The sequence below is a fragment of the Pseudomonas sp. NPDC079367 genome, assembly GCF_044542195.1.
Lineage (GTDB): Bacteria > Pseudomonadota > Gammaproteobacteria > Pseudomonadales > Pseudomonadaceae > Aquipseudomonas.
On sequence record NZ_JBITTW010000004.1, the window covers coordinates 197,189 to 223,417 of the forward strand.

General features: G+C 59.4%; 24 protein-coding genes. 12 read left to right on the forward strand and 12 right to left on the reverse strand.

Going from position 1 to position 26,229, the window contains the following annotated elements:
• Window positions 1–25 precede the first annotated feature (25 nt).
• From ACIGDJ_RS08130 to hisF, 6 genes are all read left to right on the forward strand, one after another.
• Complete coding sequence (locus tag ACIGDJ_RS08130) at window positions 26–1,690, forward strand: OFA family MFS transporter (protein WP_397478547.1); 1,665 nt, start codon at window positions 26–28, stop codon at window positions 1,688–1,690.
• A gap of 284 nt (window positions 1,691–1,974) precedes the next feature.
• Window positions 1,975–2,568, forward strand: coding sequence for an imidazoleglycerol-phosphate dehydratase HisB (gene hisB / locus ACIGDJ_RS08135; protein WP_016772125.1), 594 nt, complete (start codon window positions 1,975–1,977; stop codon window positions 2,566–2,568).
• On the forward strand, window positions 2,568–3,206 hold the full coding sequence (gene hisH / locus ACIGDJ_RS08140; protein WP_016772124.1) for an imidazole glycerol phosphate synthase subunit HisH: 639 nt from the start codon (window positions 2,568–2,570) through the stop codon (window positions 3,204–3,206). The genes hisB and hisH overlap by 1 nt, the downstream gene beginning before the upstream one ends.
• Window positions 3,207–3,467 (forward strand): DUF2164 domain-containing protein, encoded by a 261-nt coding sequence (locus ACIGDJ_RS08145; protein ID WP_011332018.1) that lies wholly within the window; start codon window positions 3,207–3,209, stop codon window positions 3,465–3,467. It begins immediately after the preceding gene.
• A gap of 42 nt (window positions 3,468–3,509) precedes the next feature.
• Entirely contained in the window at window positions 3,510–4,247 is a 738-nt protein-coding gene (hisA, locus tag ACIGDJ_RS08150) for a 1-(5-phosphoribosyl)-5-[(5-phosphoribosylamino)methylideneamino]imidazole-4-carboxamide isomerase (protein ID WP_003220753.1), read from the forward strand.
• 9 nt (window positions 4,248–4,256) lie between these two features.
• The gene (gene hisF / locus ACIGDJ_RS08155) at window positions 4,257–5,027 is read left to right on the forward strand and encodes an imidazole glycerol phosphate synthase subunit HisF (protein ID WP_007897430.1); all 771 of its coding nucleotides are present in this window, start codon (window positions 4,257–4,259) and stop codon (window positions 5,025–5,027) included.
• A 61-nt stretch (window positions 5,028–5,088) separates the two neighbouring features.
• On the opposite strand, the gene ACIGDJ_RS08160 is transcribed toward hisF, so the two are convergent.
• Window positions 5,089–6,576 carry a trypsin-like serine peptidase gene (locus ACIGDJ_RS08160; protein ID WP_397478545.1) on the reverse strand — a complete coding sequence of 496 codons (1,488 nt, stop codon included), beginning with the start codon at window positions 6,574–6,576 and terminating at the stop codon, window positions 5,089–5,091.
• 285 nt (window positions 6,577–6,861) lie between these two features.
• Here ACIGDJ_RS08160 and ACIGDJ_RS08165 point away from each other — a divergent pair, with 285 nt between their 5' ends.
• Window positions 6,862–7,617, forward strand: coding sequence for an ABC transporter substrate-binding protein (locus ACIGDJ_RS08165; protein ID WP_101156781.1), 756 nt, complete (start codon window positions 6,862–6,864; stop codon window positions 7,615–7,617).
• Here the strand turns inward: ACIGDJ_RS08165 and ACIGDJ_RS08170 are convergent.
• The 5 genes from ACIGDJ_RS08170 to gpmI form a co-directional block, all read right to left on the reverse strand.
• Window positions 7,598–8,971 (reverse strand): Vps62-related protein, encoded by a 1,374-nt coding sequence (locus ACIGDJ_RS08170; protein ID WP_397504532.1) that lies wholly within the window; start codon window positions 8,969–8,971, stop codon window positions 7,598–7,600. The two genes, ACIGDJ_RS08165 and ACIGDJ_RS08170, sit on opposite strands and share 20 nt — an antisense overlap.
• Before the next feature lie 115 nt (window positions 8,972–9,086).
• A complete protein-coding gene (locus ACIGDJ_RS08175; protein WP_101156777.1) occupies window positions 9,087–9,863 on the reverse strand; it encodes a divergent polysaccharide deacetylase family protein in 777 nt (258 codons plus the stop codon).
• Window positions 9,864–9,865: 2 nt separating this feature from the next.
• Entirely contained in the window at window positions 9,866–11,185 is a 1,320-nt protein-coding gene (locus ACIGDJ_RS08180; RefSeq protein ID WP_101156775.1) for a S41 family peptidase, read from the reverse strand.
• A gap of 31 nt (window positions 11,186–11,216) precedes the next feature.
• The gene (locus ACIGDJ_RS08185; protein ID WP_312997984.1) at window positions 11,217–12,503 is read right to left on the reverse strand and encodes a murein hydrolase activator EnvC; all 1,287 of its coding nucleotides are present in this window, start codon (window positions 12,501–12,503) and stop codon (window positions 11,217–11,219) included.
• A 216-nt stretch (window positions 12,504–12,719) separates the two neighbouring features.
• Entirely contained in the window at window positions 12,720–14,249 is a 1,530-nt protein-coding gene (gene gpmI, locus ACIGDJ_RS08190; RefSeq protein ID WP_397478543.1) for a 2,3-bisphosphoglycerate-independent phosphoglycerate mutase, read from the reverse strand.
• A gap of 153 nt (window positions 14,250–14,402) precedes the next feature.
• On the opposite strand from gpmI, the gene ACIGDJ_RS08195 reads away from it, so the two are divergent.
• Genes ACIGDJ_RS08195 through secB form a run of 3 tightly spaced genes read left to right on the forward strand, consistent with a single transcriptional unit; the run spans window position 14,403 to window position 15,615 of the window.
• Window positions 14,403–14,816, forward strand: a complete 414-nt coding sequence (locus tag ACIGDJ_RS08195; protein ID WP_101156769.1) for a rhodanese-like domain-containing protein — start codon at window positions 14,403–14,405, stop codon at window positions 14,814–14,816.
• Window position 14,817: 1 nt separating this feature from the next.
• The gene (gene grxC / locus ACIGDJ_RS08200; protein ID WP_312997976.1) at window positions 14,818–15,072 is read left to right on the forward strand and encodes a glutaredoxin 3; all 255 of its coding nucleotides are present in this window, start codon (window positions 14,818–14,820) and stop codon (window positions 15,070–15,072) included.
• A gap of 57 nt (window positions 15,073–15,129) precedes the next feature.
• Window positions 15,130–15,615 (forward strand): protein-export chaperone SecB, encoded by a 486-nt coding sequence (secB, locus tag ACIGDJ_RS08205; protein WP_016772114.1) that lies wholly within the window; start codon window positions 15,130–15,132, stop codon window positions 15,613–15,615.
• 126 nt (window positions 15,616–15,741) lie between these two features.
• Here secB and trmL read toward each other — a convergent pair whose 3' ends face one another.
• Window positions 15,742–16,197 (reverse strand): tRNA (uridine(34)/cytosine(34)/5-carboxymethylaminomethyluridine(34)-2'-O)-methyltransferase TrmL, encoded by a 456-nt coding sequence (gene trmL / locus ACIGDJ_RS08210; RefSeq protein WP_027611265.1) that lies wholly within the window; start codon window positions 16,195–16,197, stop codon window positions 15,742–15,744.
• Here trmL and ACIGDJ_RS08215 point away from each other — a divergent pair.
• Both ACIGDJ_RS08215 and ACIGDJ_RS08220 read left to right on the forward strand, forming a co-directional pair.
• Window positions 16,196–16,636, forward strand: coding sequence for a hypothetical protein (locus tag ACIGDJ_RS08215; protein ID WP_312997972.1), 441 nt, complete (start codon window positions 16,196–16,198; stop codon window positions 16,634–16,636). The genes trmL and ACIGDJ_RS08215 overlap by 2 nt on opposite strands.
• Window positions 16,637–17,128: 492 nt before the next feature.
• Window positions 17,129–20,119: a leucine-rich repeat domain-containing protein gene (locus tag ACIGDJ_RS08220; protein WP_397478542.1), complete on the forward strand. Its 2,991-nt coding sequence runs from the start codon at window positions 17,129–17,131 to the stop codon at window positions 20,117–20,119.
• A 559-nt stretch (window positions 20,120–20,678) separates the two neighbouring features.
• Here the strand turns inward: ACIGDJ_RS08220 and ntrC are convergent.
• From ntrC to glnA, 5 genes are all read right to left on the reverse strand, one after another.
• The gene (gene ntrC, locus ACIGDJ_RS08225) at window positions 20,679–22,115 is read right to left on the reverse strand and encodes a nitrogen regulation protein NR(I) (protein WP_101156761.1); all 1,437 of its coding nucleotides are present in this window, start codon (window positions 22,113–22,115) and stop codon (window positions 20,679–20,681) included.
• A complete protein-coding gene (gene glnL, locus ACIGDJ_RS08230) occupies window positions 22,112–23,197 on the reverse strand; it encodes a nitrogen regulation protein NR(II) (RefSeq protein WP_101156759.1) in 1,086 nt (361 codons plus the stop codon). Before glnL ends, ntrC begins: the two co-directional genes overlap by 4 nt.
• 230 nt (window positions 23,198–23,427) lie before the next feature.
• Window positions 23,428–24,051 (reverse strand): DUF4124 domain-containing protein, encoded by a 624-nt coding sequence (locus ACIGDJ_RS08235; RefSeq protein ID WP_101156757.1) that lies wholly within the window; start codon window positions 24,049–24,051, stop codon window positions 23,428–23,430.
• Complete coding sequence (locus ACIGDJ_RS08240; protein WP_101156755.1) at window positions 24,048–24,560, reverse strand: DUF4124 domain-containing protein; 513 nt, start codon at window positions 24,558–24,560, stop codon at window positions 24,048–24,050. The genes ACIGDJ_RS08235 and ACIGDJ_RS08240 overlap by 4 nt, the downstream gene beginning before the upstream one ends.
• Before the next feature lie 288 nt (window positions 24,561–24,848).
• On the reverse strand, window positions 24,849–26,229 hold a 1,381-nt coding region (glnA, locus tag ACIGDJ_RS08245), incomplete at its 5' end, for a type I glutamate--ammonia ligase (RefSeq protein ID WP_397504533.1).

Below are 26,229 nucleotides of genomic sequence, written 5' to 3' on the forward strand. Positions count from 1 at the left end.
CATACTAACAATTGGGGGATACACAATGAGCACGAGCATCACGGCGGACGGCCTCAAAGCCGACCAGCCTGCGTTCCTGTCCAAGGAACGCATCATCGCCAAGCCCGGTTTCAACCGCTGGCTGGTTCCACCGGCCGCTTTGGCCATTCACCTGTGCATCGGCATGGCCTACGGCTTCTCGGTGTTCTGGTTGCCGCTGTCCAAGGCACTCGGCGTTACCTCGCCGGTGGCTTGCGCGCCGGACATGAGCTTCATCGCACAGGTATTTTCGTCGAACTGCGACTGGCCGATCTCCATGCTCGGCTGGATCTACACGCTGTTCTTCATCTTCCTCGGCTGCTCGGCAGCGATCTGGGGTGGCTGGCTGGAACACGCCGGGCCTCGTAAAGCGGGCGTGGTCTCGGCCTTGTGCTGGTGCGGTGGTCTGCTGATTTCCGCGCTGGGTATCTATACCCACCAGATCTGGCTGATGTGGATCGGCTCCGGCGTGATCGGCGGCATCGGTCTGGGCCTGGGTTATATCTCGCCGGTGTCGACCCTGATCAAGTGGTTCCCGGACAAGCGCGGTATGGCGACCGGCATGGCGATCATGGGTTTCGGTGGCGGCGCGATGGTCGGTGCACCGTTGGCGACTGCGCTGATGAGCCACTTCGCTTCGGCTGAAGGCGTGGGCGTATGGCAGAGTTTCGTGGCCATGGCTGCGATCTATTTCGTGTTCATGATCGGTGGCGCACTGTCCTACCGCGTGCCGCCAACCGGCTGGAAGCCTGAAGGCTGGACCGCGCCGGCGAAGAAAGCCTCGAACGCGATGATCACCAACCGTCACGTGCACGTGAACGTCGCGTGGAAAACTCCGCAATTCCGTCTGGTCTGGCTGGTGCTGTGCCTGAACGTATCTGCCGGTATCGGCATCCTCGGCATGGCGTCGCCGCTGTTGCAGGAAGTGTTCGGCGGTAAACTGCTAGGCGTTGATGTGCCGTTCGGTCAACTCGACGCTGGCCAACTGGCCTCGATCGCGGCGATCGCTGCGGGCTTCACCGGTCTGCTGAGCCTGTTCAACATCGGTGGGCGCTTCTTCTGGGCCTCCTTCTCGGACTACCTGGGCCGCAAGAACACCTACTTCGTGTTCTTTGCCTTGGGTTTTGCCTTGTACGCGCTGATTCCGAACATGGGCCACCTGGGCAACGTCGCGCTGTTCGTGGCGGCGTTCTGCATCATCCTGTCGATGTACGGCGGTGGTTTTGCCACGGTGCCGGCGTATCTGGCGGACCTGTTCGGTACGCAAATGGTCGGTGCGATCCACGGTCGTCTGCTGACTGCCTGGGCTGCTGCCGGTGTACTCGGTCCGGTGCTGGTCAACTACCTGCGTGAATATCAGTTGAGCATCGGCGTGGAACGCGCTGCCGCTTACGACATCACCCTGTACATCCTCGCCGGCCTGCTGGTGCTGGGCTTCCTGTGCAACCTGATGGTGCGCCCGGTGGCCGACAAGTACTTCATGACCGACGCCGAACTGGCCGCCGAACAGGCGCTGGGCCACGACAAGGGTGCCGATGCCAGCACCGTTCTGGAGTGGAAAGCGGCGCCGGGCACCAAGCCTCTGGCGATCGCGGCATGGCTGGTGGTGGGTATTCCGTTGGCGTGGGGTGTGTGGGTGACCCTGCAGAAGACGGCGGTACTGTTTCACTAAGGTGTTGGCCTGAGAATCCTCAGGCCGCCACCAAACCTGTGGGAGCGGGCTTGCTCGCGAAGGCGTCCTGTCAGTCGACATCAATGTTGGCTGATCCACCGCTTTCGCGGGCAAGCCCGCTCCCACATTTGTTTCTGGCATGCCCGTAATGGCTTGTATGGACATGTCTACCCGCGACCGCCGGGCATTCTATCCGTCAACCATCTCACCTCTCGTGTTTCTGTTTGCTTCCTGCGTGCCTATAATGGCTGCCTTTTTCGCCCAATGATTTTGCGGAGCTGGTGATGGCCGAACGTAAGGCGTCTGTCGAGCGCGACACTCTGGAAACCCAGATCAAAGCCTCGATCAACCTTGATGGCACCGGAAAGGCCCGATTCGATATCGGTGTCCCTTTTCTTGAGCACATGCTGGATCAGATCGCCCGTCACGGGTTGATCGATCTGGATATCGAATGCAAGGGCGATCTGCATATCGACGATCACCATACGGTGGAAGACGTCGGTATCACCCTCGGCCAGGCGTTCGCCAAAGCCATTGGCGACAAGAAAGGCATCCGTCGCTACGGCCACGCCTACGTGCCGCTCGATGAAGCGCTGTCGCGCGTGGTGATCGATTTCTCCGGTCGCCCGGGCCTGCAGATGCACGTGCCGTACACCCGCGCCACGGTCGGCGGCTTCGACGTTGACCTGTTCCAGGAGTTCTTTCAGGGCTTCGTCAACCATGCGCTGGTCAGCGTGCACATCGACAACCTGCGCGGCACCAACACTCACCACCAGATCGAAACCGTGTTCAAGGCTTTCGGCCGCGCGCTGCGCATGGCCGTCGAGCTGGACGAGCGCATGGCCGGGCAGATGCCTTCGACCAAAGGCGTTTTGTAATGCAGACGGTTGCAGTTATCGACTACGGCATGGGCAACCTGCACTCGGTGGCCAAGGCCCTGGAGCATGTCGGCGCCGGCAAGGTGCTGATCACCAGCGATGCGAACGTGATTCGCGAAGCCGACCGCGTGGTCTTCCCGGGCGTTGGCGCGATTCGCGATTGCATGGCGGAGATCCGTCGCCTCGGCTTCGATTCGCTGGTCCGTGAGGTCAGCCAGGATCGGCCGTTCCTCGGCATTTGTGTCGGCATGCAAGCCCTGCTCGATACCAGCGAAGAGAACGCCGGCGTCGACTGCATCGGCCTGTTTCCAGGCGCGGTGAAATTCTTCGGCAAGGATCTGCACGAAGACGGCGAGCACCTGAAGGTCCCGCACATGGGCTGGAACGAGGTGAAGCAGAATATCAGTCACCCGTTGTGGCATGACATCCCGGATCTGGCGCGTTTCTACTTCGTGCACAGCTACTACATCGCCGCCGCCAATGCGCGTCAGGTGGTGGGAAGCGGTCATTACGGTGTCGATTTCGCCGCAGCGCTGGCCGACGGTTCGCGTTTCGCCGTGCAGTTCCACCCGGAGAAAAGCCATACCCACGGCCTGCAACTGCTGCAGAACTTCGCTGCGTGGGACGGTCGCTGGTAAATGGCTGTCAAGAAATCCAAGCCGCCGATTCTGACCCTCACTCCCGAGCAGGAGAGCGAGGCCAATCGCAAGATTCAGCGGTTCATGGAAGACCGTTTCGAACTGGATCTGGGTTCGTTCGAGGCGGCGGAAATTCTTGAGCTGTTTACCCGCGAGATTGCTCCGCACTATTACAACAGGGCGATTTTCGATGTGCAGACCCACCTCAAGGAACGGTTTGAAAGCATCGAAAGCGACCTGTGGGCGCTCGAGAAAAACTGATTCCCGAGCCAAGCTGAACATTCCAATTTTAAGGTTTGCCAGATGCTGATTATTCCCGCTATCGATCTCAAAGACGGTGCTTGCGTACGTCTGCGCCAGGGCCGCATGGAAGATTCCACGGTGTTCTCCGATGACCCGGTGAGCATGGCTGCCAAGTGGGTGGAGGGCGGTTGCCGTCGTCTGCATCTGGTCGATCTGAATGGTGCTTTTGAAGGCCAGCCGGTCAACGGTGAAGTGGTCACCGCGATCGCCAAGCGTTACCCGACCCTGCCGATCCAGATCGGTGGCGGCATCCGTTCGCTGGAAACCATCGAGCACTACGTCAAGGCCGGCGTGAGCTACGTGATCATCGGCACCAAAGCCGTTAAGGATCCGGCGTTCGTCGCTGAGGCCTGCCGCGCCTTTCCGGGCAAGATCATCGTGGGTCTGGATGCCAAAGACGGCTTCGTCGCCACCGATGGATGGGCGGAAATCAGCACCGTGCAGGTCATTGACCTGGCCAAACAGTTTGAAGCCGACGGCGTCTCGTCGATCGTTTATACCGACATCGCCAAAGACGGCATGATGCAGGGCTGCAACGTACCGTTCACCGCTGCGCTGGCTGCGGCGACTAAGATCCCGGTGATCGCTTCCGGCGGCATCCACAACCTGGGTGACATCAAGTCGCTGCTCGACGCCAAGGCACCGGGCATCATCGGCGCGATCACGGGCCGGGCGATTTACGAAGGCACCCTCGACGTCGCCGAAGCGCAAGCTTTCTGCGATTCGTACCAAGGCTGAGGACTGACCATGGCGCTGGCCAAACGCATAATCCCTTGCCTGGACGTGGACAACGGCCGGGTCGTTAAAGGCGTGAAGTTCGAGAACATCCGCGACGCCGGTGACCCGGTGGAAATCGCCCGTCGCTACGACGAGCAGGGTGCCGACGAGATTACCTTCCTTGACATCACCGCCAGCGTCGACGGTCGTGACACCACGCTGCATACCGTCGAGCGCATGGCCAGTCAGGTGTTCATCCCGCTGACCGTCGGCGGTGGCGTGCGCACCGTGCAGGACATCCGCAACCTGCTCAATGCCGGCGCGGACAAGGTCTCGATCAACACCGCTGCTGTGTTCAACCCGGAGTTCGTCGGCGAAGCTGCGCAGCATTTCGGCTCGCAGTGCATCGTCGTCGCCATCGACGCCAAGAAAGTCTCCGGCCCCGGCGAAACCCCGCGCTGGGAAATCTTCACCCACGGCGGGCGCAAGCCGACCGGCCTCGACGCAGTCGAGTGGGCGAAGAAAATGGAAGGCCTCGGTGCCGGCGAGATCCTCCTGACCAGCATGGATCAGGACGGCATGAAGAACGGCTTCGACCTCGGCGTGACCCGCGCGATCAGCGACGCGCTGGGCATTCCGGTGATCGCCTCCGGCGGCGTTGGCAATCTGCAGCATCTGGCTGACGGCATTCTTGAAGGCCACGCCAGTGCGGTGCTGGCGGCGAGTATTTTCCACTTTGGCGAATACACCGTGCAGGAAGCCAAGGCTTACATGGCGCATCGCGGCATCGTGATGCGCTGATCAGGTTGAGTCTGAACACGGTCGGGCGCAAACCCATGCGGGTTGCTTGCCGCCCGACGGGTCAAGGTTTTTGCAGTATTTCTGTGCGCACGGCAGAGGTATTGAAGTCGCGATCCATGGTGTAGCTGCACAGCGTCAACGGCAGGGCTTCGTTGGGTACCAGAAAGCTGTCGCCTATCTTGGTGTAGCTTCTCGAATCGATGCCGGCGCAGTCTGTTGAATCGACTGCCCCGACGTATATCTGAGTCCAGATATTGCGATCGGTGGTTTGACGATATTCGATCAGCAGTTCTTCAGCGCCGTGCTTGATGTGAGGCGCCGGTTCAGACAGTGAAATCCCGCCTGGATTAACCAGCCGCGCCGGCAGAATTTGTGTGTTGCGTAATTCGCCCGCGATGAGTTGTTGCTCAACTGAGTCGACACCCACCAGGCACAGATAATATAAGCCTGCCATGCTGCCGATCGGTGCATCAACAAGGCCGGTGCTGAGATTGATCGGGTTGCTGTAATCTTCTGGCAGGTAACAGGCATGGGCGTCGCGCACGGTTTTGAATCGAAAGAATTTCGTGCTCATTGAAAAGTTCACGTCCCAGGCTGGACTCTTTTCGTATTCCTTCTGAGGTGCTTTATAAAGCGTAACGTCTGAGTTGGTTCTGGCTCTGAAATTGAATTCAGGCTTTAGCGAGCAGGCAGGCGCATTCATGTTGAAGCGACCTTCAGAAAAACAGGGCATCAGATAATCAATCGGGAAACTCTGGCTGGCCTGATCAGGCAAAACGGATCGGCGATCAGGCTTTGCACAAAGTCCATGCCAAAAGCACAAGTCGCCCGTTGATATCCCATAAGTGGTTCCCGACAGGACGCCGGTAACTTCTCCCGTAGCGATATCAATGACCGGAGAACCGGATGACCCCGGTTCAATGCCTTTGCAATCCTGTTTCTGGTAATCGGTATGAACGGTCAGATACTTGATCAGTGTCGTGTTTGCTGGCTCTTGAGTACAGGACGAGAGCCTCAGGCCCGGCGCACTTGAGGGCGCGCCGATAACCGTGACCTGGGTGAGTTGCTCAGGTGCTTTGGGCGCCGCCTTGAGCGGGTTGATGCCGGCGGCGATCACCGCTTGCAGCGAACTGTTCAATTGCATGACCGCTACATCGGTGCCGGCCAGGCTGGCCCAGTTGATCTTTTGGATGTCGTAACGCCTGCCCTCCAGCTGAGTGTCTTGAAAGTAATTGAATTGTATCTGGCCCTCATAGGAAAGATCCGCGACCGTTCCAGTCCAGATGGACGCGCAATGTCCGTTGGTAAGGATATACGCCGGGCCGTTTGCGTTATTTTCAGAGTCGCGGCTGTCGACGAGAAAAGCCGTGCAATAGCGAAGGTCTCCTTTGAAGATCTGTCCAATACCATTCAAGTGATTATTCTGGCCAAGAGAATTGTTCAAAAGAACCGGCTCTGCAGGTGCAGGAACTGCATATGAACAAGACGTTAGAGCGAAGATGATTGCCGGAAAGGCAATAATTGCTGTTATTTTTGATGTGTAGTTCATGACCGATCCTTAGTCGAGGGGTGAAATAATAAAGCCTGGTTCCAATTACTCTAATTTGAATCTTTCATTGTTATGTTATTTGTGCTGTAGCCAAATGTAAGTTATGTGGTTATTGCCAGGAGTTTCAACTCTGTTTGTTGTTGGCGTAGTTAAGAAAGGCCCGCCGAAGGAATATCTTATCGCCGCCCCCGATTGGGCCGAGGCGCATTGATTTCATACAGGCCAGTGGACAGCATGGCGCACCCAAGGCACTCTTGGGCACGCCATGGATTCCGGTAGCCCGACATGATCAAACGCCTGCTTGTTGTTCTCGCCAGCGCCTCATTGTTGCTCATCAGCAATGCCCGGGGCGAAACCAGTCCCGCCACCGATCTGGTGCTGCTCACCGAAAACTTCCCGCCGTACAACATGGCGAAAAACGGCAAGAATTTCGCTCAGGGCGAAAACATCAACGGCATTGCCACTGACATCGTTCGCGAGATGTTCCAGCGCGCCGGCCTCACTTACAGCCTGACCCTGCGTTTCCCCTGGGAGCGCGTCTACAAACTCGCGCTGGAAAATCCCGGCTACGGGGCCTTCGTCATGGCGCGCCTGCCCGATCGCGAAAAACTGTTCAAGTGGGTCGGCCCGATCGGCCCGGATGACTGGATCCTGCTGGCCAAGGCTGACAGCAAGATCACTCTCGAGACGCTCAATGATGCGCGCAAGTACAAGATCGGCGCCTACAAGGGTGACGCGATTGCCGAAACGCTGACCAAGCAGGGCCTGAAGCCGATCGTGGTGCTGCGTGATCAGGACAATGCAAAAAAACTTGTCAACGGCCAGATCGATCTGTGGGCCACGGGTGATCCTGCCGGCCGTTATCTGGCGCGGCAGGATGGCGTGACCGGTCTGAAGACCGTGCTGCGCTTCAACAGCGCCGAGCTGTACCTGGCGCTGAACAAGGACGTTTCCGATGAGGTGGTGAACAAGCTTCAGACCGCGCTGGATCAACTGCGCAAAGAAGGCGTGGTCGATGAAATCATGGCGCGCTATCTGTAGCGGCGGACGGGTCGGGCTCTGGCAGCGGGGCGCTGATTTCGTTCTCGCTCAGAGACGGCTGCACAGCCTGATCTTCGACTGCCTCCGTATCTGGCGCGACGATGATTTCGGGCTCGGTTGCCGCGTACTGGCTGATGTGCAGGCTATTGCCATCGGTGTAGCTGAAGCCGTCCGTCACTGAGGTGCCGTCGGCGCGCACCAGTCTGTAATCGCTCTGCACCAGATAGGCCGCCACTGAGCGGTTTTTGTCCACCACCGCAACCACTTCGATTGCCGCCGTATTGAGCCAATCATTCGCATGCACTTCGCATTGGGTGAAATCATGGCCCAGGCGTGCGGAAAACATCAGCGCGCTGTGCTGACCGGTTTTCCATTGGGCGCCGAATTCGACGGAAGTCGTTTGGGTGAAAGTCCGCAAGCCCGCAGTGCGTTGAGCGCGAGGCGCAGTCCATCTGAATATCTGACTGTTGTTGCCACTGTTGCGTGCGTGTCCGACCAGCACGTACCGATCCTTGCGCTCCAGCAGGTAGGAAGGTGAATGACGCAACTGCTCGGCGACGGTGTAACGCGGATCCTTAACCGTGAACCAGGGCAGAACGGCGCTGTAAGTAGGATCGTCCACTGCGTCTACAGGGGTCGGCGTTTCCCCGCAGAGAATCGGTGGCGATGGGCGTGTGTAAAGCTGCAGGCCAATCTGCAAGCGCAAGCAATAGACGGGGAAACTGGCAGGTCGGGTGTAGTCACTCAAGCTGAAAAAACTGCCCGATGCCAAATAGACCTCGCCCGGTGAAGCCGCTGGAGGAACGGCGCTCCAGCTACTGATGCGCTGCCGGGCTTTGCTGCCTTTGTCGTCCCAGATCAACTCGCTTGAATTCGAAGCGATCACCAGGTCTGCACGAACGCAGCGGACCGCGTTCAGCGACGGTTTTTCATGATCATTCGAACACACCGACCCCAGCGCCACATAGCCTGCAGGAGGCCGCGGTCGCCAGATCGACAGATCTCGTTTTGAGCCTGACCCGGAATCCTTCCAGACCAGTTCATAATCATCGGGACGCCGCAGCGCCCGGCCTTTGGTGGGGTCAGTGCTGGCGATATCTGCCTCACAAGCCACCGCCACCACTCGTTCGCCATTGATGTTGCCAACGCCTCTGGTGACGACATCGCCCAAGGGGAAATAACCGGGCAGCGCGTCGGGAGCCGGGGTCGGGCGCCAGAACGACGCAGGTCTGGACGACACACCGTCGGTATCCCAGATGCGCAGGAATTCTGTTGTGAAGTTGATCAGCAGGTTATCGATGCGGATCGGTTCAGCTCGCCCAACGGGCGGGATGATCGGGGCATTGCTTGTCATGGGCACTCCTGATAGTTGAAAGCGACTCAAAGGAGCCGCGACCTGTTGCAGGTCTCACTATCCGGAACGAGGCGGGGCGTTCGGTGGTAACTATGTATTGCAAGGTGACCGGGTGTTACCGGTAAACGCCGTCCTTGCCATGGCCAGCCATGGCACGGTTGCTGCGCACGCTGATCATCTGCCTGATATCGATCCAGTCGATGCCTTGCGCCTTCAGCTTGGGCAACTCGCGCTCGAGCACCGCCAGCGTCTGCGGATACGGATGGCCGATCATTACCGCTGAACCTTGTTTGTGGGCCAGGGCGATCGCGGTTTGCAACTGAGTGGCGATCGCCGCTTCGGTACGTTCGTCATCGAGGAATACGTCTCGCGAGACACTCGCCAGATCGATTTTCTGCGCCTGCTGCGCGGCGACCGTTTGAGCGCTGGTGCGGCTGTCGACGAAGAACTTGTGCCGGCGCTGCAACTCAGCCATCAACCACGCCATCGCCGCTGGCTGCGCGGTCATGCGGCTGCCCATGTGATTGTTGATGCCGGCGGTGAATGGCACTTTTTCGAACGCCGCATTCAGGCGTTTCTGCAGCTCTTCGATCGGCAGTTCCGGATGCCAGGCATACGGCCCGGTGGCCGGGTCCATTGGCATGTGCAGGATGACGAGTTTGCCCGCGCGATGGGCCTCGCGGGCAAACTCGGTAGCGTGCGGCGTATCCGGCATGATCGCGGTGGTCACCGGGCCGGGCAGGGCGAGCACGCGACGATCCCGGGGCAGGTTCTGCCCCAGGTCATCGATGATCAGCGTCAGGTAGGCTTTGGGTGGTTTCGGGCTGGCGGGCTCTGCGTGAACAGTACCCGCCAGACAGCACAATAGAACGAACAGAAAACGCAGCGACATCCTCAACGGCCGGATGTGATGCTCAGCCCTTTGAGCAGGCTCAGGGCTTGGGCGAGCTGATAATCGTCATCCTGCGGCATGGCTTTGGCCTTGCCAGCCGAACCGCTCGGTTTGTCGGCGCCGCCGTTGCCGTTGCCCAGGTGCCCTTGCAGATCGGCTTCCTTGAAGTATTCACTGTCGACTTCGTTGGTGATTTTCGCGCGGCGCACTTCGATGTCCGGGACGATGCCCTGGGCCTGGATCGAACGGCCATTGGGCGTAAAGTACAGCGCGGTGGTGATTTTCAATGCGCGGTCGTTGTTCAGCGGCAGCACGGTTTGTACCGAGCCCTTGCCGAAACTGGTGGTGCCCATGACCACAGCGCGTTTCTGGTCCTGCAGGGCGCCTGCGACAATTTCCGAAGCCGAAGCGCTGCCGCCGTTGATCAGCACGACCATCGGCACTGCTTCGCTTTCGTCCTTGCCGGTCGCGGAGAAGCGCAGTTCGGAGTTGGCGATGCGGCCCTTGGTGTAAACGATCAGGCCTTTGGTGATGAAGTGGTCGACCACTTCCACCGCCGATTGCAGCACGCCGCCCGGGTTGTTACGCAGGTCGAGAATGATGCCGTTGAGCTTCTTGCCGTTGTCCTTGCGCAGCTTGGCCAGCGCCTTGGAGACTTCGTCACCGGTCTTGACCTGGAACTGGGTAATGCGGATGTAGCCGTAACCCGATTCGAGCAGCTGTGCCTTGACGCTCTTGACCTGAATCACCGCACGCGCCAGGGTCACGTCGAACGGCGTACCGCCATCGCGCACAAGGGTCAGGGTGATTTTCTGGCCGATCTTGCCGCGCATCTTGTCGACGGCTTCGGTCATGGTCTGGCCGCGGGTTGGCTGGCCGTTGATCTTGACGATAAAATCGCCGGCCTGAATACCCGCTTTCGACGCCGGGGTGTCATCGATCGGCGAGACGACCTTGATGAAGCCATCCTCGGCGCCGACTTCGATGCCCAGACCGCCGAACTCACCGCTGGTGCTTTCCTGCAGCTCGGTGAAGTCTTCGGGGCCGAGATAGGCCGAATGCGGGTCAAGGTTGCTGAGCATGCCCTTGATCGCGTTTTCCAGCAGGGTCTTGTCGTCCACCGGTTCGACGTACGCGGCTTTGATCCGGTCCATGACCTCGGCGAAAGTACGCAGCTCTTCCAGCGGTAGTGGCGCCTTGGCGGTTGCAGCAGTGCCTGCCGGAGCCACGGCCGGTGCCGGTTGCGCGGCGAACGCCAGAGGCGCGCCGATCACCAGAGCGATCGTCAGGGCCAGCGAGGTAAGGCGGGACAAATGCAGCATGTCGAACGAACTCCTGAATTAGATGCGGCGCTTATCCTTGCGCACGACACCATTGCGCCGGATCACTCGGGTGACCCTGCTGACGAATTGCGAAATACAGCGCTGGCGTGTCCTGACCGCCACTGTTACCGACAGTGGAGATCGACTCACCCGCTTTGACCACATCACCCGCCGACTTGAGCAGCGTCTGGTTGTGGCCGTACAGACTCAAAAAACCGTTGCCGTGATCGAGGATCACCAGCAGCCCGGCACCGCGCAGCCAGTCGGCGAACACCACGCGACCGCCATGGACGGCATGCACTTGACTGCCGGCGGAGGCGCTGATCATCACGCCGTCCCACTTGGTTCGGGCATCGTCGCCGCGGCTTTCACCGAAGCGTGCGAGTAATCGACCATCAACCGGCCACGGAAGTTTTCCCCGGGTTGCAGCAAAAGGCCCGCCAAACGTTTCACCGCTGCTCGATACCAGCGCGCCGGGGCTTGATCTGGCGGGTTTTCGTGGGGCGTCGCTGGTGTCAGCCTGCGCCTCACGCAAACGCTTTTTTTCCGCTTCCTGCTGGGCGATCAGCGCTTTCTGCCGCGCTTCTTCTGCCTCACGAGCCTGGCGCGCCAGGGTTTCTTCGATGGTTTTAAGGACTTTAGACAGGTCTGCCTGATCCTGCTCGCGGGCGGCCAGCTTTTGATCGCGGGCTTTCACGTCGTCATTTAGCTTGGCGAGAACCTGCTGGCGTTCCTTGCGGACCTTCTCGAGTGCTTCGCGCTGCTTGTCGAGGTCGCTTTTCTGCACCAGTAACTGCGCTTGCTGCAGGCCGATGTCTTTTTCGACATTGGCCAGTTGGCGCAGGGTTTCGTTGAAGTTTTTCAGCTGCTCCAGGCGAGCCTGGCTCAGGTAATCGTAATAGGTCAGGGTGCGGGCGAATTTCTCGGGATTCTGCTGATTGAGCAGCAGCTTGAGATATTCCTGACGACCGTTCTGATAGGCCGCACGGGCCTGAATCGCGATCAGTCGCTGCTGTTCAGTGCGCGCGCTCTGGAGTTTTTTTTTCTCTGCATCGAGCCGCTGCAGCTCGGATTCGCTTTTCTGCAGTTCTTTCTGCAGGGCGTCGACCTGCTTCTGCAGCTTGCCCATCTCGGTTTCGGTGCCCTTGAGCTCTTTCTGCACGCCGGATTTTTCTTCCTGCAGCTTGCCCAAGAGTTTTTTCAGCTCGGCGATATCCTGGCGCGTGGCGTCCAACTGCTGTTGGGTTTGCGCGCGCTCGTCGGCGAAGGCCGGCTGGAGCAGACAGGTCAGAGCAAGGGCGATCAGGACGCGAAGCATAGGGGCGGGCGGCACCAGGGTAAGGGACGGCCTAGTATGCCCGCCCGAGGCTGCAAAAAAAACGCCCAATTGGGGCTGTGTGATAACTGGACAGAAAAACACCAAAATCCACTGTGGGAGCGGGCTTGCTCGCGAAAGCGCTGTGTCAGGCGACATTGATATCGACTGATCCATCGTATTCGCGAGCAAGCCCGCCTCCACAGGGATTAGCGGCGTTTATACGAGGATGGAAGTGCCGGTCATCTCTGTCGGTTTTTCCAGGCCCAGCAGCATCAGCATGGTCGGCGCTACGTCCGCCAGTACGCCACCCTCACGCACCTTGAGGTTGCGTTTGCCGACATAGATGAACGGCACCGGCTCGGTGGTGTGCGCGGTGTGCGCCTGGCCGGTGGATTCGTCGGCCATCTGCTCGACGTTGCCGTGGTCGGCGGTGATCAGTGCTTCGCCGCCTACTTTTTCCAGAGCTTCAACGATGCGCCCGACGCAGGTGTCCAGGCATTCGACCGCTTTGACCGCTGCGTCGAACACGCCGCTGTGGCCGACCATGTCGCCGTTGGCGTAGTTGACCACGATCACGTCGTAACGCTGGTTTTCGATGGCATCGACGATGCGGTCGGTCACCTCGGGTGCGCTCATTTCCGGCTGCAAGTCGTAGGTGGCGACTTTCGGCGATGGAATCAGGATGCGCTCTTCGCCCGGGAATGGTTCTTCGCGACCGCCGGAGAAGAAGAAGGTCACATGAGCGTATTTTTCGGTTTCAGCGATGCGCAGCTGGGTCTTGCCGTTTTTCGCCAGGTAATCGCCGAGGACGTTTTCCAGGCTGCCGGCGGCGAAGGCCGACGGTGCCGGGATGCTTGCGGCGTACTGGGTCAGCATGACGAAACCGGCCAGTTTCGGCTGACGGGCGCGCTCGAATTCCTTGAAATCGTCTTCGACGAACACCCGGGTCAGCTCGCGGGCGCGGTCGGCACGGAAGTTCATGAACACCACGGCGTCACCGTCTTCGACTTTGACCGGCTCGCCGATGGAAGTGGCTTTGACGAACTCGTCGCTTTCGCCACGGGCGTAAGCGGCTTCGAGGCCTTCCTGAGCGGTGGCGGCGTTGAATTCGCCCTTGCCATCGACGATCAGGTTATAGGCCTGGGCGACACGATCCCAACGGTTGTCGCGATCCATGGCGAAGTAGCGGCCAATGATGCTGGCGATCCGGCCTTTACCGAGTGCCTGGAAGGACGCGTCGAGCAGTTCGATCGACGAAGCAGCGCTTTTTGGCGGCGTGTCGCGGCCATCGAGGAAAGCGTGCAGGTAGATTTTCTCGGCGCCGCGCTTGAAGGCCAGTTCGGCCATGGCAATCAGGTGATCCTGGTGGCTGTGTACGCCGCCATCCGACAGCAGGCCCATGAAGTGCACGGCCTTGCCGGCGGCCACGGCCTTATCCACAGCGGCGCAGATGGTGGGGTTTTCGAAGAACTCGCCATCGCGAATCGCTTTGGTCACACGGGTGAAGTCCTGATACACCACGCGCCCGGCGCCGAGGTTCATATGGCCGACTTCGGAGTTGCCCATCTGGCCGTCCGGCAGGCCGACGTCCATCCCGCTGCCCGAGATCAAGCCGTTCGGCACCGTGGCCCACAGACGATCCAGGACAGGTTTCTTCGCCGCGAACACGGCATTGGATTCGGGGCTGTCGCTGTGACCGAAGCCGTCGAGAATCATCAGGACCAAAGGTTTGGGCGTAGTCGTCATGGAATCCACTCGTGGCTGATAAAGAAGAGGGCGATGCAAAACGGAGTTGGAGTTTAAAGCGAAGTTCCGACCACGTCACCGCCGGACGGGGTTTGGCCGACCATAGTGGCTGTGTATACTGGCCGACATTTTAACGCCCTGGAACCTCCTTCGATGGTTGCTCACCTGATTGAATTTGCCACTAACCACTACATTCTTGTCGGTATCTTCGTCGTACTGCTGGCTCTGTTGCTGGCGCATACGATGCAGGGCGGCGGTAAAAGCCTGAGCACCGGCGAGCTGACCGCACTGGTCAATAAAGATGCAGGCGTGGTGGTAGACATCCGTCCGGCCAAGGATTACGCCGCAGGCCACATCGTCGGAGCGGTGAACATCCCGCAGGACAAACTGGCTGCCCGTGCCGGCGAGCTGGAAAAGCACAAGTCCAAGACCATCATTCTGGTCGATGCCCTCGGTCAGACCGCCGGCACCCACGCCCGCGAACTGATGAAATCCGGCTTCACCGCCGCCAAGCTGTCCGGCGGGATTTCCAGCTGGAAAGGCGACAACCTGCCATTGGTGAAGTGATATGAGCCACGTCGTCGTCTACTCCAGCGATTACTGCCCTTACTGCTCGCGCGCCAAGCACCTGCTCGCCAGCAAAGGCGTGGCCTTCGAAGAGATCAAGGTCGATGGCAAGCCGCAGCTGCGCGCCGAAATGACCAAAAAGGCCGGGCGCACGTCCGTGCCGCAGATCTGGATCGGCGACAAGCACATCGGCGGTTGTGATGATTTGTACGCCCTGGAGCGCGCCGGCAAACTCGACGCGCTGCTCAAGGGCTGAACGGCTGCACCCACGTACAGCACTCCCTAAAAGACCCAAGATCGATAAGGATCTGAGATGACTGACCAACAGAACACTGCAGCCAGCGAAGAAGAAACCGCACCGCAATTTTCCTTGCAGCGCATCTACGTACGCGACCTGTCCTTCGAAGCCCCGAAAAGCCCGGCGATCTTTCGCCAGCAGTGGGATCCGGCGGTCGGTCTGGATCTGAACACTCGCCAGAAAGCGCTGGAAGGCGACTTCTACGAAGTGGTGCTGACCCTTTCCGTGACCGTGAAAAACGGCGAAGAAGTGGCCTTCATCGCTGAAGTACAACAGGCCGGTATCTTCCTGATCAAGAACCTGGACGCGGCTTCGATGAGCCACACCCTCGGTGCGTTCTGCCCGAACATTCTGTTCCCGTATGCCCGTGAAACCCTGGACAGCCTGGTCACCCGTGGCTCGTTCCCGGCGCTGATGCTGGCCCCGGTGAACTTCGACGCTCTGTACGCGCAAGAGCTGCAGCGCATGCAGGAAAGCGGCGAGACGCCAACCGTTCAGTAAATACCAGCGTTGACGCAAGTCCAATGTGGGAGCGGGCTTGCTCGCGAAGGCGGCGTGTCAGGCGACAGTGATGTCATCTGGTGCACCTTTCGCGAGCAAGCCCGCTCCCACATTTGCTATGCATCGTTATTTGAAGTCGTTCTGCCGCCAGGCTTCGTAAACGGCGACCGCAACGGTGTTGGACAGGTTCAGGCTGCGGCAGCCTTCTCGCATCGGCAGGCGCAGGCGCTGTTCGGCGGGCAGGGCATCGAGCACCTCGGCGGGCAAACCGCGGCTTTCCGGGCCGAAGATAAACGCATCGCCCGGCACGAACGCCGCGTCATGAAACGGCCGCGAGCCCTTGGTGGTAAACGCGAACAAGCGTGGATTGCCGAGACTTTCCAGACAACTGGCGAGGTCCGCATGGCGTTGCAGCGTGGCATATTCGTGGTAGTCGAGACCGGCGCGGCGCAGGCGCTTGTCGTCCATCTCGAAACCCAGCGGTTCGATCAAATGCAGGTGGCAGCCGCTGTTGGCGCACAGCCTGATAACGTTGCCGGTATTCGGCGGAATTTCTGGTTGAAAAAGGATGACGTGAAACATGCACGGCTCCGAAGGTAAAGATGAGCGGCATTCTACGCCGCCTGTGGACAACCGTTCGAAACTATTGCCGCGGGTGATCGGTTCGTTGGCGATTGTCGGCCTGATGGTGGGGCTGATGATCGGCCGTCTGACCACGCCGGACCCCAGCGTGCTGCAGCAGGTCGAGGTGACCGATGGCGGCCTGGCGGTGTGGTTCAACAACGAACCGAAGCTGCACGGCGAGATCATCGACGGCAGCGTCGCGCTGTTGTTTCAGGCTGAAGGGCACGCGCAGAAAGGCCAGCTCAAGCTCAATGGCCGGGACGTCAACTGGCGCACGCGCAAGAGTGATGGTGGCTTGCTGCTGACCGTGCTGGCGGCACGGCCGCTGAAAGGCGAGTGGGTCGGCAGCGAGGTCGACGACCGCTGGCGGCTGGAGATCCGCTTGCAAACGAACTGATCGCACTCCTGCCGTCCTTCTCGAGTACCCCTACGCTTTTTGACGTCGTTTCCCACTGCGCCTGTCTGTCTTTCCACTCTCCTTCAGTGCTTGCACAGGCTATCTTGCGATCCTCTTTTAACCCGGCAGGATGCCGAAAGCGTTCGTCCCTTGCACGACTGTCAGGGGCGACTTTTTTCAAGGATGAAAAACATGCCAGTAAAACCACCTACCGGTGGCAGCAGCCACGTGAGAGTGGATGCTTCGACCAGCCCGACCCGACCGGCCGACGCGGATATTCCGCTCCCCGGGCCATCGGGCCTTAGAGATTACGGCTCAGGACGCTCCATTGATGATCCTGGGCCGCGAGCCGGGACGCCCAGCGCTGTTGGCGCAGGTGCCGCTGGGGCGACTCCGACGGTCGTTATTCACGCGGCCCCGGCTGCAACGCGTTTGCTTGCGCCTCAACCGATACTGGACGATTACGTAGTCAACGCCCGGGCGTTACTTCCAGTGGCCAACGCCGAAGGCTTAAGGGTTTTCAACAATCGTACTTACGTTGAGGTGGCCGAGGGCGCTTTCGTGCTTGTCGCCGTGGACCCGACGACTGGATTGCATCGTGCCCGACGGCCAAGCGAACTGCTCCCAGGGCCGGTGATGCTGCGTAATGCCGATAATGGTCTTTGGTACCAGCGCACGCTCGTCAAGCCAACCACTCGAGAACAGGTCCGAAGGTACCTTCCGGAAACGACCGACCTGGCCGCCGATGCCTTTATCGCCCGGTTTGGCGACAAGGATGTGGCAGAGGTGGAACTGAGGCGGATCGAGCGTGCGAGCCCCGAGCTAGAGCGGCAGTACGGTGGTATCAGCGAGGAAATGGCGAGCAGGATACGCAGGCTTCATAAGTGGCAAGGCGGGCCCGGTGAGCATGTCTATCGCGAAGGCCGACTGGTGGGTTTCAAGCTGGATCTGGATTTCGGCTCTCTTCCAAACGTTTTTCCTCATTTGGAAAAATTCAACTCTGTTGTCGCCCTGACCCTTGGCTCGGGTGAAGTTCCACACTCGCATCGTTTATCTGCGCTGTTTCCCAACCTTGAAAGTCTGACGGTGTCTGGCCGGCCATCCATTCTCTCTGGCGGTCATTCTGCAGCGAGGCTCAAGCTTGAGGGAAGCGTCGTCCAGGACTTGGCAAAGCTTCCTCATTTACGCTCGCTGAGCCTGCAAAACTGCGATTTACCCGCCGAGTTCTCGCTGGCAGGCATGCCTGAACTGCGGGCACTGACACTTGGCAACATTCACGGGGGGGCTGATCTGAATGCCGTAGTGAATGGCCTGCCCGGGCGGTTGAGCTTGCAGGTCCTCGATCTGAACCGCAATGCTGCCCTGAAAGTGGCACCTGACGTGACCGGGATGACCGAGTTGCGCGTATTGGATTTGACGCAGACCGGCATAGAGCAGCTGCCATCAGGGCTTGAGGCTGACAACGGGCCGTTACGACTGGAGGTATTGAGGCTTGGCGACAACCGGCTTTCTAAAATGCCTTCACTTACAGGCCGAACTGCGCTGCAGGAGCTGGACCTTTCCAATACCAGTCTGGACCGATTTCCCGAGGGCATCACTTCCGAAATTCCCGGGAAAGTCCTGAATCTTTCGAAAAACCGTATTACATCGATTCCTGAGTCCGTTGAGGTCAGAGCGGGCTTCAATCTAATGGGCAACCCCATAACTGATCTGGCGAGCCACCGGCGGCTGATGGACGCGCGTACAAAAACAGGCACCGACGTTTGGTTGGGGGAAACAAATTTTGACCGCTCGCCAAATGCCTGGCTACGACATTTGCCGATAGAGGAACTGTCTGAAAACTTGAAAATTTGGGACAGTGTTGACGTTGACGCATATTGGCTTGTGGCTAGGCAAATTGCGGTGGACTTGGCGCGTACGCCTGGATTTCACGTTGAGCGCCCGGTTTTGCAGCAACGGGTCTGGCGATTTCTCGAGAGCTACCGTAAGGCTGACCCCGGCCTTCAGGCCAGGTTGAAGGACATTTTGAAGAATGAACCGAGCCCTTTGAAAAAGCTGGAAAGGCTGGAGGCAGAAACAGGCCTGCCAAGCGAACCATCGCCGGCGCGCTCGGTGCTGCGCGGTGATACTGGCGACGTAGGGCGTTTGCTGGCTGTCGCTGAGTCCACCACCCGAGCGCAGGTCCGACAATACTTTCCGGAAGCGAGCGATCAACAAGCCGATCATTTCCGCGTGCACTTCAGTGCCAAGGATGCGGCAGAGGTGGAGCTCAAACGGCTCCAGCCTGGACTTGTGCAACTGGATCAGGAACTCAGCCGTTGGACGAACTCCTACCTGTATGACGGCGATAAGTTGGGCCCCACGTTACGCCGTCTGTACACGTGGCAAGGAGAGCCTGACGAACTGGTCTTTCACGATAAGCGGCCGGTGGGTTTCAAGCTGTCTGCGAGTGTTTCGAGGTGGCCAGATCATCCGTCACTGGCAACACAATTCAACTCCATCGTTTCCCTTGAGCTAACGGGGTTAGCCGTGCCTCTGCCGGAGCGGTTTTTTTCAGCGTTCCCCAATCTTGAAAGTCTGAAATTGATTTTCGGATATGGCATGTCTTCTGCCGATCCCGGCTTCAGGTTCACCGTGGATGCGGGAAACGTTGAAATGTCGGGAAGCCTTGCGCAGTTACGAGGCTTGACGCTGCAAAGGGCCAACTTGTCGCCTGATTTTTCGGTGGTCGGCATGACCGGGTTGCGCGTCCTGGATCTGGAGCAGAACGGTATACAACAGCTGCGAGGACTTGATGCCGATAACGGGCCGTTGCGCTTGGAAGTACTGAAACTCAGTAATAACCCGCTCTCGGTTGCGCCTTCAGTCACACGAATGACCGTGCTGCAGGAACTGGATCTTTCCTTTGCCGGGTTAGACAGGTTTCCCGAGGGCATCACCAACGAGATTCCCGGCAAAATCCTGAATCTGGCGAACAATCGCATTACATCGATTCCCGAATCCATTGAGATCAGAGCCGGTTTCAATCTCCTCGGCAATCCAATAACGGATCCTGCTTCACTCCGACGGCTGATCCATGCACGTATCGCAACGGGTAGCGATATCTGGCTGGGAGTTGCAAGCGATGACCGGTCGGCCCACCTTTGGCTGCGAAACGTGCCGCCGGGAAAGGAGTTGACTGAAAAACTCCAGCTCTGGGACAGCTTCGGTCTTCGCTCGAGCTTGACGGGCGCGATGAGGCAACTGAGTCGAACCCCCGAATTCCATGTCGAGTATCCGCTTTTGCAGCGGCGGGTCTGGTCGTTCCTCAAGATTTACAGCGAGTGCATACCTGGCGAGCAGGCACGGCTCGACAATATCCTGACCTTCGAATGGAGCCCTGGGAAGATGCTGGACAGGCTGGAGGCCGAGATTCGTGAAAATGACCCGGGACGGCAAAATCAGCCCCTGCATCATCTGCCCAAGCGTCCGAAGCTCGATTGAGCTTCAAACCGGGTGGGAGGAATAAAAGCGGGAATCCCTGACCTGCCTGTATCAGGGTTCCCAAAAGGGGCGGACTTCGCTGCGAGCGTCGGTCCAGTGTAAAGAGGGAACCCCCGGCCTGCCTGTACCAAGGATCCCAAAAGGATGGGCTCATCCGTTGCGGCATGAGCCCGATGTAAAGAGGGGAATCCCCGGCCTGCCTGTACCAAGGTCCCCGAAACGGGTGGTGAATCGAATCACCTGAAGAACGTATTGCAGGCGCCGTGCCAGGTTTTAATTTGCTGAAACAAACAAACGATTCGGAAACGCGAAAGCCCCGGAATTCGGGGCTTTCGTTATTTTTGAAGGGTGAGCTTTTAAGGTTTTGAGGTGGTCATTCGAAAGACCGGCAGTGCCCGATCACAGGTCATCGTGCATCCATGCGGTGCACGGTGAACCAAGTGTGGGAGCGGGCTTGCTCGCGAAGGCGTCGTGTCAGTCACCCTATATTTCAATGACCCACCGCATTCGCGAGCAAGCCCGCTCCCACAGGGGATATCGGGTGCTCGCCTATTATGTGTTAAGCCTCTTCCCCCTCATCATCATCGCCACCATCAACCTTCATCCCCAGTTCCTTGATCTTGCGCGTCAGGGTGTTACGCCCCCAGCCCAGCAACACCGCAGCATCACGGCGACGGCCCGCTGTGTGCTTCAGCGCCGTCTCGATCATGATCCGCTCGAACGCCGGCACGGCGCTGTCGAGCAGGCTCGACTGGCCGCGCGCCAGCGCCTGATCGGCCCACTGACGCAGCGCCTGCTCCCAGTTGGTCACCGGCGCTGAATCCTGCGGCAGGTTCAGCAGTTCTGGCGGCAAGTCGCTGATGTGCACTTCACGCCCCGAGGCCATCACGGTGATCCAGCGGCAGGTGTTTTCCAGCTGACGCACGTTGCCCGGCCATGGCAGGTTTTTCAGGTATTCCTCGGTCTCGCTCTTCAGCAGCTTGGGCTCGACCGCCAGTTCCTGCGCGGCGCGGCTGAGGAAGTGTCGGGCCAGGGTCGGGATGTCTTCGCGACGATCCGACAGGCGCGGGATGTGGATGCGGATCACGTTGAGGCGGTGGAACAAGTCCTCACGGAATTTGCCGGCATGCACCAGGGTTTCCAGGTTCTGGTGGGTCGCGGCGATGATGCGTACATCGACCTTGACCGGCACATGGCCGCCGACGCGATAGAACTCGCCATCGGCCAGCACGCGCAGCAGACGCGTCTGCGTGTCGGCCGGCATGTCGCCGATCTCATCGAGGAACAGCGTGCCGCCATCCGCCTGTTCAAAGCGGCCGCGACGCAAGTTGGCGGCGCCGGTGAAGGCGCCTTTCTCATGGCCGAACAGCTCCGACTCCATCAGATCCTTGGGGATCGCTGCCATGTTCAACGCAATGAACGGCGAAGCCGCGCGAGGGCTGTGACGGTGCAGGGCGTGAGCGACCAGTTCTTTACCGGTACCGGACTCACCGTTGATCAGCACGGTGATGTTGGAATGGCTCAAGCGGCCGATAGCACGAAACACTTCCTGCATCGCCGGCGCTTCGCCGATGATTTCCGGAGTGCGGGTCAATGCCGGTACGACTTCCAGGCCTTGCTGTTCCTGGGCATGCTGATTGGCACGCTTGACCAGCGAAACGGCTTCATCGACGTCGAACGGCTTGGGCAGGTATTCGAAGGCGCCGCCCTGATAGGAGGCGACAGCGCTGTCCAGATCCGAGTGAGCAGTCATGATGATGACCGGCAGCCTTGGGTGTTGTTCGCGAATCCGCGCCAGCAGATCCAGGCCACTGGCGCCCGGCATGCGGATATCGGAAATGATCACGTCTGGCTGCTGCCGTGCCAGACGACTCATCACGCCATCGGCGCTGTCGAAGCTCTGGGTGGTCATGCCTTCCTGCTGCAAGGCCTTTTCCAGAACCCAACGGATAGAACGGTCGTCATCGACGATCCACACGGTTTCACTACGGCTCATGTCGATGTGGCTCCTTGTTCCAGTGGCAGGAAGATCGAGAAGGTGGTGTGGCCTGGATGGCTCTCACACTCGATCAGGCCCTGGTGCTGACTGATGATGTTCTGGGTGATGGCCAGGCCGAGCCCGGTACCGTCCGGGCGACCGCTGACCATCGGAAAGAAAATGGTTTCCTGCAGTTCCGCCGGGATGCCCGGGCCGTTGTCGATGATCTCGATCTTGGTGACCAGGCGATGACGGATGTGGCCGATGGTGAACTGGCGCATGGCGCGGGTGCGCAGGCTGATGCGGCCCAGGCGCAGCTCGTTCTGGCTGCTGATGGCCTGCATCGCGTTGCGCACGATGTTCAATACGGCCTGGATCATTTGCTCGCGGTCGATCAATACGTCAGGAATGCTCGGATCGTAATCGCGCACCAGCGTGATGCAGCCCTGGCTTTCGGCTTCGACCAGTTGGCAAACGCGTTCGAGCACTTCGTGGACATTGCACATGGCAAGCGACGGCAATTTGTTCGAGCCGAGCATGCGATCGACCAGATTGCGCAGGCGGTCGGCCTCTTCGATGATCACATTGGTGTAATCGCGCAGGCTGTCTTCCGGCAGTTCGCGGGCCAGCAATTGCGCCGCGCCACGAATGCCGCCGAGCGGATTCTTGATTTCATGGGCGAGGCCGCGCACCAGCATCTTGCTGGTTTCCTGCTTGGACAACTGCGCCTCTTCCTTGGTGATCCGCAGCAAGCGGTCACGCGGATGCACTTCGAGCAAAAGCAAAGTCTCGCCGTTACTGAGAATCGGCGTGACCGCGTAATCCACAGTCAGGGTCTGGCCGGTGAGGGCGGTGAGCATCGCTTCGCGCTTGGTAAACGGGTGCGCCTGCTCGACCGCCTGGCGCAGGGAATTGAGCGCCTCGGGGGATTCGGTGAACAGCTCGCTGATGAACTGGCCGTGACTGCGCTGACCGCTGACCGCCAACAGCATCTCCGCCGCCGGGTTCATGTACTCCAGTCGCAATTCGGCGTCGAGCAGGATGGTCGCCGTGGTCAGGTTGTCGAGCAGCAAACGGTGAATAGCGTCGCTTATGGTCATCTGGACCCCTTTTGGAGCAAGGCGTGCGCGAGAACAAAGCGCTGATGTCGGGAAAATGCAAAAACCAAACCAAGGCTCCGAAAAGAAGCGTCTGGCCTCTGAAACAGGCGTTTGACGCGCGTTTGTATGGCACGGAGCCAGCTCAAACGGGAAGTTTCGAACCAAAATGGGATGGCATGTGGGTGGAATGCAGTTTAGTGCACCAATAGAGTGCGGATGGCTGGCGGACGTTAAAAGAAGCGCAGAAACGGATTTTTCGGCTCTGCAGGTTTGTCCTCGAGCGGGCATTCCGGGCGCACGCCGTAGTCTTCTGCGACGCAGGGTTGAACCTTGCGTTTCTGCGCCAGGGAAATGCGTAGCATGTGGAAAGGCTGGTTGGCGGTGCGTTCGACAGTTTGCCCGGCGGCGTCGAGGATTTCGATCGAAAGGCTGTGGCTACCGCGATCAATGTTACTCAGGGCAAATACCGGACTGACGCCGGGCTCGCCCGTGGCCTTGCCATCCAGCAGCAGCCGATAACGATGGCCGCTTTGCAGGCGGGGTTCGCTGGTGACGCTGACGATCAGCTCGCCGGCGCTGCTGCGCAAAGTGGCGTCGGGCTCCGGGATCAGAATGCGCAGCATGTCGTAATGGAAGGGTGGTGCTTCAGCGGATTTTTTCGCCGTGGCGATCGGCGCGGCGGTGTTGGCAGGCACAGCCATGCGATTGCTCGTCGCGATCGGCACTCGCTGTGCGTTGGCATGTGGCTGATCGGTGTAGACGCGGTTGCCCTGCGCGTCGATATAGGTGAAGACCTCGGCCCGGGCGGGCAGCGCAATCAGCGCCAGGATGAGTAACAGCCCTGCACGGATCATGGCGTATGCACGCGTTGCACGGTGAAGGCTGCGGGCGGGCTCTGCTGAATGACGGTCTGGCCGTCGATCACTTGCACGGCCAGGCGATGCTCGCCGCGATCGATATTCACCAGTTGCAAAACCGGCACGTTGCTCGGCTGGCCGTAGGGCACATCGTCCAGCACCAGTCTCAGCTGATGCGGCGGTTGCAGGCGCGGCTTGATCAGAACATTGACCGTGAAGGTGCCGTTGTTGGCGCGCACGGCCTCGTCAGTCGGCAGACCGGTGAGCTCGAGGATTTCATAGGGGTTGCGCGGCGGTTGCGGTGCTTGGGCGCTGGATGATTGCGGCGCGCTCGGCGCTTGCGGCTCGACCCGATTGAGTGGCGGCAACTCGACCGGTTGCGCCTGCACGCCGTCCGGCGGTTGATTGCTGTACGCGGTGTTGCCGTTGGCGTCGGTGTACTTGTAGATCTGCGCAGCGGCGGGCAGGGCGATCAGCAGCAGAATGTAGAGAAACGTGCGACCCATGAAATCGACCGGGATTGAAAACGATGGGTAGCAGCATAGGACAGCTGCGGCGGTTGGCCCAACTGGCGACACATCCAAAGATCATTCAAACACCACAAATCCCCTGTGGGAGCGGGCTTGCTCGCGAAGGCGTCGTTTCAGGCAACAGTTTATTTCAATGACCCACCGCTTCCGCGAGCAAGCCCGCTCCCACATGAGAAATGCGTAGCGTCACAAAATCCGGACAACAAAAAAGGCCTCCCGAAGGAGGCCTCTTTCTGTCACGCCACTTTACGCAGCGCTACCGGATCAGCAGCTGTAGTACAGCTCATATTCCAGTGGGTGTACGAAGGTGCGAACCTTGATTTCCTCTTCCGATTTCAGCGCGATGTAAGCGTCGATGAAATCGTCGGAGAATACGCCGCCCTTGGTCAGGAACGCGCGGCCCTTGTCCAGCTCTTCCAGGGCTTCTTTGAGGCTGCCGCACACCTGTGGGATTTCTTTCGCCTCTTCAGGCGGCAGGTCGTACAGGTTCTTGTCGGCCGCATCGCCTGGGTGGATCTTGTTCTGGATACCGTCCAGACCAGCCATCAGCAGAGCTGCGAAGGCCAGGTACGGGTTGGCAGCCGGATCCGGGAAGCGTGCTTCGATACGGCGGGCTTTCGGGCTCGACACGTAAGGAATGCGGATCGACGCGGAGCGGTTGCGAGCCGAATAGGCCAGCATCACCGGAGCTTCGAAGCCTGGGACCAGACGCTTGTAGGAGTTGGTCGCCGGGTTGGTGAAGCCGTTCAGGGCCTTACCGTGCTTGATGATGCCGCCGATGAAGTACAGAGCGGTATCGGACAGACCGGCATAGCCTTCACCGGCGAAAGTGTTCTTGCCGTCTTTCCAGATCGACATATGCACATGCATGCCCGAACCGTTGTCGCCGTACAGCGGCTTCGGCATGAAGGTCGCGGTGCGGCCGTAAGCGTCGGCAACGTTGTGTACAACGTATTTCAGGGTTTGAACTTCGTCGGCCTTCTTCACCAGGGTGTTGAACTTGACGCCGATTTCGTTCTGGCCGGCAGTTGCCACTTCGTGGTGGTGAACTTCAACCGATTGACCCATTTCTTCCAGTGCGTTGCACATGGCGGTACGGATTTCGTGGTCGTGGTCGAATGGTGGAACCGGGAAGTAGCCGCCTTTCACGCCTGGACGGTGGCCCTTGTTGCCGCCTTCGATGTCCTGGTCGGACATCCACGAACCTTGCTCGGAGTAGATCTTGAACATCGAGCCGGAAATGTCCGACTTGAACTTCACCGAGTCGAAGATGAAGAATTCTGGCTCTGGGCCGGCGAATACGGTGTCACCGATACCGGTGGCTTTCAGGTGCTCTTCGGCGCGCTTGGCGATTGCACGTGGGTCGCGATCGTAGCCTTGCATGCTCGAAGGTTCGATGATGTCGCAGACCAGAATCAGAGTCGGGTCTTCGGTAAACGGATCGAGCACGGCAGTGTCGTCGACCGGCATCAGGATCATGTCGGAGGCTTCGATGCCTTTCCAGCCGGAGATGGAGGAACCGTCGAACATCTTGCCGACTTCGAAGAAGTCGTCATCCAGCGCATCGCGAGCCGGCATGGTCACGTGGTGCTGAGTGCCTTTGGTGTCCGTGAAGCGCAGATCAATCCACTTGACGTCATGATCT